The sequence below is a fragment of the Enterococcus olivae genome (assembly GCF_053760925.1).
The window spans coordinates 1-7,417 of the sequence record NZ_JBSMVT010000050.1; the positions used below are offsets into that span (position 1 = coordinate 1).

11 protein-coding genes and 1 other annotated feature are annotated in these 7,417 nt (G+C 36.9%); of the genes, 6 read left to right on the top strand and 5 right to left on the bottom strand.

Annotation, left to right across the window (positions count from 1 at the left end):
* Nucleotides 1–121: 121 nt before the first annotated feature.
* Both ACWODM_RS16030 and ACWODM_RS16035 read left to right on the top strand, forming a co-directional pair.
* Nucleotides 122–451: a tyrosine-type recombinase/integrase gene (locus ACWODM_RS16030; RefSeq protein WP_455322332.1), complete on the top strand. Its 330-nt coding sequence runs from the start codon at nucleotides 122–124 to the stop codon at nucleotides 449–451.
* Nucleotides 452–838: 387 nt separating this feature from the next.
* Nucleotides 839–1,513, top strand: a complete 675-nt coding sequence (locus tag ACWODM_RS16035) for a YczE/YyaS/YitT family protein (RefSeq protein WP_455322333.1) — start codon at nucleotides 839–841, stop codon at nucleotides 1,511–1,513.
* Nucleotides 1,514–1,690: 177 nt separating this feature from the next.
* Here ACWODM_RS16035 and ACWODM_RS16040 read toward each other — a convergent pair whose 3' ends face one another.
* Together ACWODM_RS16040 and ACWODM_RS16045 are read right to left on the bottom strand one after the other, a co-directional pair.
* Complete coding sequence (locus tag ACWODM_RS16040) at nucleotides 1,691–2,218, bottom strand: dihydrofolate reductase family protein (protein WP_455322334.1); 528 nt, start codon at nucleotides 2,216–2,218, stop codon at nucleotides 1,691–1,693.
* 112 nt (nucleotides 2,219–2,330) lie between these two features.
* Complete coding sequence (locus ACWODM_RS16045; protein ID WP_455322335.1) at nucleotides 2,331–2,885, bottom strand: TetR/AcrR family transcriptional regulator; 555 nt, start codon at nucleotides 2,883–2,885, stop codon at nucleotides 2,331–2,333.
* Between the two features lie 181 nt (nucleotides 2,886–3,066).
* Between ACWODM_RS16045 and ACWODM_RS16050 the strand changes: the two genes are divergently transcribed.
* The 4 genes from ACWODM_RS16050 (at nucleotide 3,067) to ACWODM_RS16065 (ending at nucleotide 5,435) form a co-directional block, all read left to right on the top strand.
* Nucleotides 3,067–3,972, top strand: coding sequence for an alpha/beta hydrolase (locus tag ACWODM_RS16050; protein ID WP_455322336.1), 906 nt, complete (start codon nucleotides 3,067–3,069; stop codon nucleotides 3,970–3,972).
* Nucleotides 3,973–4,150: 178 nt separating this feature from the next.
* Nucleotides 4,151–4,324, top strand: coding sequence for a hypothetical protein (locus ACWODM_RS16055; protein ID WP_455322337.1), 174 nt, complete (start codon nucleotides 4,151–4,153; stop codon nucleotides 4,322–4,324).
* 26 nt (nucleotides 4,325–4,350) lie between these two features.
* Nucleotides 4,351–4,728: an NAD(P)-binding protein gene (locus tag ACWODM_RS16060; protein WP_455322338.1), complete on the top strand. Its 378-nt coding sequence runs from the start codon at nucleotides 4,351–4,353 to the stop codon at nucleotides 4,726–4,728.
* Nucleotides 4,725–5,435, top strand: coding sequence for an FAD-dependent monooxygenase (locus ACWODM_RS16065; RefSeq protein WP_455322339.1), 711 nt, complete (start codon nucleotides 4,725–4,727; stop codon nucleotides 5,433–5,435). The genes ACWODM_RS16060 and ACWODM_RS16065 overlap by 4 nt, the downstream gene beginning before the upstream one ends.
* Nucleotides 5,436–5,697: 262 nt before the next feature.
* Here ACWODM_RS16065 and ACWODM_RS16070 read toward each other — a convergent pair whose 3' ends face one another.
* The 3 genes from ACWODM_RS16070 to ACWODM_RS16080 form a co-directional block, all read right to left on the bottom strand.
* Nucleotides 5,698–6,177, bottom strand: coding sequence for a hypothetical protein (locus ACWODM_RS16070; RefSeq protein WP_455322340.1), 480 nt, complete (start codon nucleotides 6,175–6,177; stop codon nucleotides 5,698–5,700).
* 103 nt (nucleotides 6,178–6,280) lie between these two features.
* Nucleotides 6,281–6,769 (bottom strand): alpha-isopropylmalate synthase regulatory domain-containing protein, encoded by a 489-nt coding sequence (locus ACWODM_RS16075; RefSeq protein ID WP_455322341.1) that lies wholly within the window; start codon nucleotides 6,767–6,769, stop codon nucleotides 6,281–6,283.
* Nucleotides 6,766–6,951 (bottom strand): hypothetical protein, encoded by a 186-nt coding sequence (locus ACWODM_RS16080; protein ID WP_455322342.1) that lies wholly within the window; start codon nucleotides 6,949–6,951, stop codon nucleotides 6,766–6,768. Before ACWODM_RS16080 ends, ACWODM_RS16075 begins: the two co-directional genes overlap by 4 nt.
* Before the next feature lie 52 nt (nucleotides 6,952–7,003).
* Nucleotides 7,004–7,253 (bottom strand) — a binding site (T-box leader).
* Between the last annotated feature and the right edge of the window lie 164 nt (nucleotides 7,254–7,417).

Sequence of the window (7,417 nt, forward strand, 5' to 3'; positions counted from 1 at the left end):
ATTTGTTTTATACTTATCCATGCTTGAGTCCTTTATTATGGTCTTGGATAAGTCATCCAAGTTTCATTATAAAGGATTTTTTTGTGCATGGGAATGATGTTAAAATTTTAATGCAACACTAGTGAATGAATATATATTTACGATGGAAGATGGTCGTATTATGCACCCATCTTATGTTTCCAACCGAACAAAAACATTGATGAAACGAAATCATTTACGTGTCATTCGCTTTCATGATTTAAGACACTCTAACGCTTCGATTATGTTAGATGAAGGTCAAGATATGAAACGAATTCAAGAATGGTTAGGTCATGCTTCATTCACTACCACTGCTAATTTATATGCGCATTTGACACCAGGATTTAAAAATGAAGCAGCAAATTCACTAGAAAAAGTATTTGGTTTTAACCAAAAAGATACAAAAAAAGAGCCCCACTCTTCGAAAAAGTAGACTCTTTTGAAATTGACTTGATTAAATAATTCGTTGGCAAATTGTTGGCATTTATATTCCAGACAAATTTCTAAAATTTTAGGTCTCTCAAATACTTTAATATCAAGGTTTTCATGTTACCTTGTAATATTAGAATAGGTGATTAAGAGTCAGCTGCTCTACCAACTGAGCTAACGTCCCGTACTTAAAGTACTTAACTATATTAGCACTCCACTTTTAAAATTTCAAGTGAAGTAAATATAATTTTCTCATTAATTGATTGAATTTCCACTTATTTTTCAAATTCATCTAAATTAAATCAGTATTTTCTTCTTAAACTGAGATAGTTATTCTTTTATCCTTGATTTTAGCATATAATAGCATCAACACTTAACAAGGAGGAACAAGATGTCCCTAAAAACCATTAGCCACTCTCTTCTTTTTTATTTTATCAGTGCCCTTGGAATCAGTCTTTCGATTAAAGCGATGGTCGGTGTCAGTAGTTTTAATGCGTTAAATACCGCCTTATCTGACGTTCTTCATCTAAAAGTTGGTACGATTACAACAATTCTCAATTTATTTTTTCTATCTATTTGCTGGTTGATGGATATGAAACGAGACAAAAAACACTATTTACTGATGCTGGTTTCTCTGATTAGCTTTGGCGAGATCATCAATCTGTTTTTGTATTCCCTACTTTCCCAAATCACTTTCACTTCTTATGGTTTACGTCTTTTGATTTTCACTTTAGGAACTGCGATCGGTGGCTTTGGAACAGGTCAGGTATTACGTCTGGATCTGTTAAAATTTCCAATCGAAAGTTTTTGTCTACTTGTTTCAGAACGAAGCCAACGTAGCTTTGCCTTCTATCGCTATAGTTTTGATATTCTTTGTGTAGGGCTCTCCCTATTGCTGACGTACCTCTTCTCATTGTCGCTTTTTGTCCGCGAAGGAACCTTGATCAGTTTGTTCCTCTTATCGGGTGCGATCGGTTGGTCAAAAAATCTTTTCGCATCACCAGAGACTCTTGTTGTACCAATTCCTGAAGATAATTGCGCTTCAGAAAGAGCAGCTGACTCTTAATCACCTGCTCTATGGTCTAAGCCCTATTCCAAATCCAAGAGTCTGCTACATCTTTAACGCATTGGCGTGTCGAAAAGGATGGTCGCATTCTCTTTTTTTGTTGATAAATTAAAGTTTTTGAACTAGTTGAGATATGATCAAAACGGTTGTCGCAATGTATGTTTTAGATGAAGTCTGTTATTCCTGCTTTCTTCTGAAATGTAATTCTGTCAGTTCACCCATTTGTGTCGTTTCAACAAATTCTAAGCGTTGACGATAGTTTCCTTCTTCAAATAATCGCTTGCCTTTACCTAAAAGAACTGGAGCTATTTGAATCCAATATTCATCAATCAAATCCGCTTCTATTAATTCAGAAAGTAAGCCACCTCCACCAACGATCCAAATATCCTTTCCGTTTTTCTTTTGAAGTTCCTGTAACACGTTTACTGGATTTTCAGAAGTAAAATACCCTTCTTCTATCTTCTCGTTCTTAGTACGGGAAAAAATAATTTTTTCCTTCCCTAAATAAAATGGCTCTTCTTCTAACATCTTCGTGGTCTCTTCATACGTCACTCGCCCCATAACCACTGTATCAATATTTTTTTCAAATGCTTCATAAGTTGACACACCTGCCAAATCCGTATCAAATAACCATTGCAAATTGTCTTGCTCATCTGCTAAAAATCCATCTAAACTAATCGCTCCATAAAAAACGATTTTTCTCATACAAACACCTCTTTCAAAATTATTTTAACAAGAAAAAACAGACAGACACTAATATAAATTTCTGAACCTTTTTCAATATAGTAAAAGGTTCATGAACGAAAGAACTAGTCGATCAAGACAAATTTTGTTCGACTAGCTTACCAACTTGATCAGCTAAATCATTTATGTCAGTACTTTCAGCATTTTCTAAGTAAAGTTCAATAACACCAATAATTGCCATTCCTAAAAATCGCAAATAAACGTCTTCGGTTAAACCGTTTTGTTGGATTTTTTGGTGATCGATTTTAGAACCGATATCGGAAACAATAATGGTTAGTAATTGACTTCTAAATGAACTCGTTGCATGTCCATTAAATAAAGTAACGAAAAAATCTCTGTTTTGTTGGAAATAGCCAAACCAAATGCGACTGCCCTCTACGATACCCAGCGCTTTTTTTTGACGACAAATTTCTTTCAAATCTTCCAAATGCTCTTCAATCAACTTCTCAAGTAAATCAAATTTATCCATATAATGTAGATAAAATGTGCGATTACCGATATTGGCTCCCTCACAAATATCCTTAATAGTAATTTTATCAAAAGTACTTTCTGTAAGTAATTCAATAAACGATGCTTTGATTGCTGCTTGTGATTTTAAAATTCTGCGATCTGTTTTTACTTTTTCCATAGTAATCCCCTTTTTACTGCACGATTCTTCATTTTGTGCGCATTAATACTTTGTCATCCTGTATTTGGTTATTGAACTAGCGATGATTCTGTTTTATATTATACACATAAATTAATTAATGCGCTACAGAGTATTAATTAATTTCAATGAAATTAATTTACGAAAAGGAGAAATGTTTATTATGAAACAATCTGTAACTTTTCCAAACGCTGGTTTAACAATGGCTGCAAATTTGTACTTACCAGAAAATTTCGACGACACTCAAACTTACTCAGGGATCGTTGTGGTTCATCCAGGTGGTGGAGTAAAAGAGCAAACAGCCGCAATCTATGCTGAAAGATTGGCGAACAATGGTTTTGTAGCTGTAGCATTTGATGCTTCTTGCCAAGGAGATAGTGAAGGAAACACACGTGGATTAGAAGATCCTTATGCTCGTGTGGAAGACATTCGTACAGCTGTAGATTATTTGACCACTCTTTCTTACGTAGATAATAATAAAATTGGGGCGTTAGGTATTTGTGCTGGTGGTGGTTATGTTGTGAATGCTGCTCAAACGGAACGTCGGATCAAAGCAGTTGCAACGGTTAGTGCAGTTGATTTAGGTGCAATGTACCGTGGAGAAGCTTCTATTGAAGAACAACTACAAGTACTAGAAGCCGTTGGTCAACAACGTACAGCAGAATCGAATGGTGCAGAAGTTCAATTTGCGAACTGGGCACCAAACTCTGAAGGTGAATTAACAGAAGAAACTCCCGTATTATTGAAGGAAGCATATGATTACTATCGTACACCACGTGCACAACATCCGAATTCTGATAATAAATTACCATTTGCAGCAAGCTTGGCTAGAATCTATTCTTTCTCTGCAAGTGCACAATTAAGTGATTACTTAACTCAACCTTTACTATTAGTTATTGGTAAAGAGGCGGATACTCGTGGTTATAGTGACAGATTCTTTGAATTATCAAACAGACCAAAAGAATTGGTTGAAGTTGAAGGCGGAACACATATCTCGATGTATGATATTCCAGAACATGTGGATCAAGCAGAAGCAAAAATCATCCCATTCTTCAACGAGAACCTTTAAAGTGATCAATACTGCAAAGAATAGCTAGTCTGTTTTAAATGATATTTCTGGTGTATCTTGCGACATGGAAGATACACCAGTTTTATGAGTTAACTCAACGATTCAAAGAAAAGCAAGAGGTCATGAGTTGATTCATAAAGCTGAGAAATGGATGCAAACAAAAAATTGGAGGCTTTAAATGGAAAATAAGAACGAAATCATCAAACAATTAAGAGAACAAGAAAATAAACGTTTAGAATTTGAATTTAAGAAAAATTATTATGGCTCATTTGTAACGAATGTGTTCGCTGATAATCAGAAGGATGAATTAATCGAATATTTTACTCAGAAAAAAGAGCAACAAATTGCTTAAACAGAAGGAAAAAAGGAGCAAGAAACATGACTAATGAAAAACAACGGGCCATCGTCGTCGGAGGATCTTTAGGCGGATTGATGATGGCTTTGGCCTTGGTTCGCAACAACTACAAAGTCACCGTATTGGAAAAAGCCGATGCATCGCTGCGAAATGGTGCCTTTATTCGTCTTTATACAGGTGCCTATAGCGGAGATCTCGAACGCGAACTGCGTCAATTGGCTTCAAACGGAAACAATCAAATCGAAGCCTGGTCGTCGATTCAAGATCGTTTACGTGAAGTCGTCAAAAATGAACCGGAGATTGAATTATTGTTCAATAAGCGCATTACCGAAATCGGACAGGATAAGGATTCTGCTTGGGCAATCACTGATCAAGGAGAAAATATGCAGGAGTGCTATTGATTGGTTCAGATGGTTACCGCAGCATCGTTCGCCGCTATCTAGCACCGAACCATCCTTTTGCAGATTATTCAGGTTATATTGTTTGGACTGGAAAAGTCGATGAATCCAAGTTACCAAAATCAGATTGGACACAGCGTCATTTTTCTACCCCTTACTTTGACGATAGTCGTGCAGGAATGATGATTTCAGCAGCGATGTCAGGAGCAAACGGCAGTACCAAACCTGGAGAACCTTGGATTGGTTTTAGTTGGTTTGACAACACTCATAATGAAATGCTGCGTGAGCTTGGGGTCTTGAAAGACGGCGTTGTTCAACATTCTTTATACCCAGAAGATATTCCAGCAGATATTTTTGATGAGCTTTCTCAGAATAGCGCCCGCCATTGGCCAGGATTAAACAATCGATTGATTCAAGCAGCCATGGAGCAAAATGTATTTATCGGCACACTTATTAATGAATATGTACCTGATCTGATTGCTAACGGACGTGTAGCAATTATTGGTGATGCCGCCCATACAATGACTCCTATGACTGGTTCTGGCTTCAATGACGCATTAGCAGATACCGTTGCCATCATGGATTCCCTTGAAAAATATCCTAATTCTATTGTAGAAGCATTCACTGACTATCAAAGAGAACGTTTAGTTGAAGTCCAACAAGATGTATTGTCAGGACAAGAATTTAGCCGTTCATTCGGAAGAGCGTAACTCAAGGCTAGAGAACAAATAAGGTCTACGCCCACTTCTTATAGGAAGGAAGTGAGAGTAGACCTTATTCGTCGTATTTTTGAATATGAACTAATCAAAAAAATTAAAAGAGCAGTCGATCCTTCCCAGCACTTCATAACCAAAGCTTTCATCAAAAGTAAAGCCGAACCTATGTCGACTTGGAATGAATAAACCCTCCGCCTGTTCAAATACTAAAACCCCACTTCGCTTTTGACAAAGTAGGGTTAGGAATCCATTTTTATTATTCAGTAATCGTGACTAAAACTTCTCGATGTCCTTCACTATTTTTGCTGACAACAATCTTAAGATTATTGCTTTCAAAAATTGTCGTCACAACCAATGATTCTTGGTCTTCATTCTCTATGACTCTGGTATCCTCTACATCCAATTCAGACAACTGTTTTTCAAGGAAGGATTTTGTCTCTTCGTAAGGATCCGAAGTAGAATAAAGCAATTGATTCGACGTGGACAGCTTGATACTACCATCATTTATTAGAAAATGTTCTTCCAGATCAATCGAGACAGAAGCAGAATCCGGTTGAGAGGTCGTTGAACTGCTTTCTTGAATGACCGCACTTTCAGTCGTGTCATTCAGATGAGAGCTTGATGAACTATGCGAAGAATCATGGCTAGTATCAGAGCTATTTTCAGTAGAATTATTACAACCAACTAGAGCTAATAAAGGTAGCACACTCACAATTAAAAGCGATTTTCTTTTCATTTTTGTCCTCTCCTTCTCTTTTTTTATCATAAAAATAGAAGAAAAACAAAAGCTACTTTTGAGCTCGTTTAAGTGTACACACACGTGATTTTAACTGAAGTTTTTACACAGATGGCTGTTCCATTTGTTTCTCAGTAGCACGGGTCGACATCTCTAAACGATTGACAGCGGTGACTAATGCTTGGAGTGTTGCTTTTACGATATCTTGATCGATCCCTGCCCCCCAATACATTTTCCCTTGAGAAGAAATACCTATTTGCGCACAGGCTTGCGCTTTGGAATTCTTGCCTAATGAATTTTGTTCATAGACTTCCAGCGTGTACGTCGCAGCCAGTGTTTTTTTAATTGCTTGATTGACAGCATCTAAGCTTCCTGAACCTGAAGCCGAGGCTTCGATTTGTTGGTTATCCTTTAAAAGAGTCAGTTTAACTTCAGGTATTTCACTCTTGCTGAATTGATAATCGATAATATCAAAATACGGATGAAAAGCAACATATTCTTTGATAAACGCGTCATAAATCTCTTCTGTGGTCAATTCCCGGTTGGTTTTATCGGAAATATCCTTGACCGCATACCCTAGCTCTTCATTCATTTTGTTTGGAATATCGCCAATTTCTCTTCTAAATTCATCGGGATCGCCAAAGCCTGATTCCCATCACGTAAATCCACACTACACCAAAGAGGCGCCTTCTCAACCGTTTCTTTTTGCACCCAATCATAGGTTAGCTGTGGTGGCAGATAATATTTTTTGTCGTATTTTGTGTAATCAAACATGTAATTCCCTCCTCAATATAAATAAAAAAAAGCCCTCTATCTCCAGTAAATTACTGGAGACGAAAGACTTTTACTCACGCGGTACCACTCCGATTCATGACCCAAAAAGCCATGCTCTTCATCTATCCATAGTTTCATCAATAGATGTTCCCCGTATAACGGTCGTCTACCGTCCTTAACTATGAAATCTTTTCGTCAAGGCTACTTTGAGGCGAGTTCCTCAGTATCTGTTCTTGTTTCGCATCACCCAACAAGTTTCTGATAACAGATTGATAAGTACTACTCCTCAGCACAGTATTTATTTGTCTGAATATTTTGATTATAACAAATTTAAAAGAACCTGAATAATTCATACTTTCCTTATAATTGTTTAGAAACTGCCTAACGGCAGGAAAAATTAACTTTTCGATTCTCACCCGTTAAGTGATGAAAAAAGAACCCCATTCTGTTATGGTAAAGGTGACTA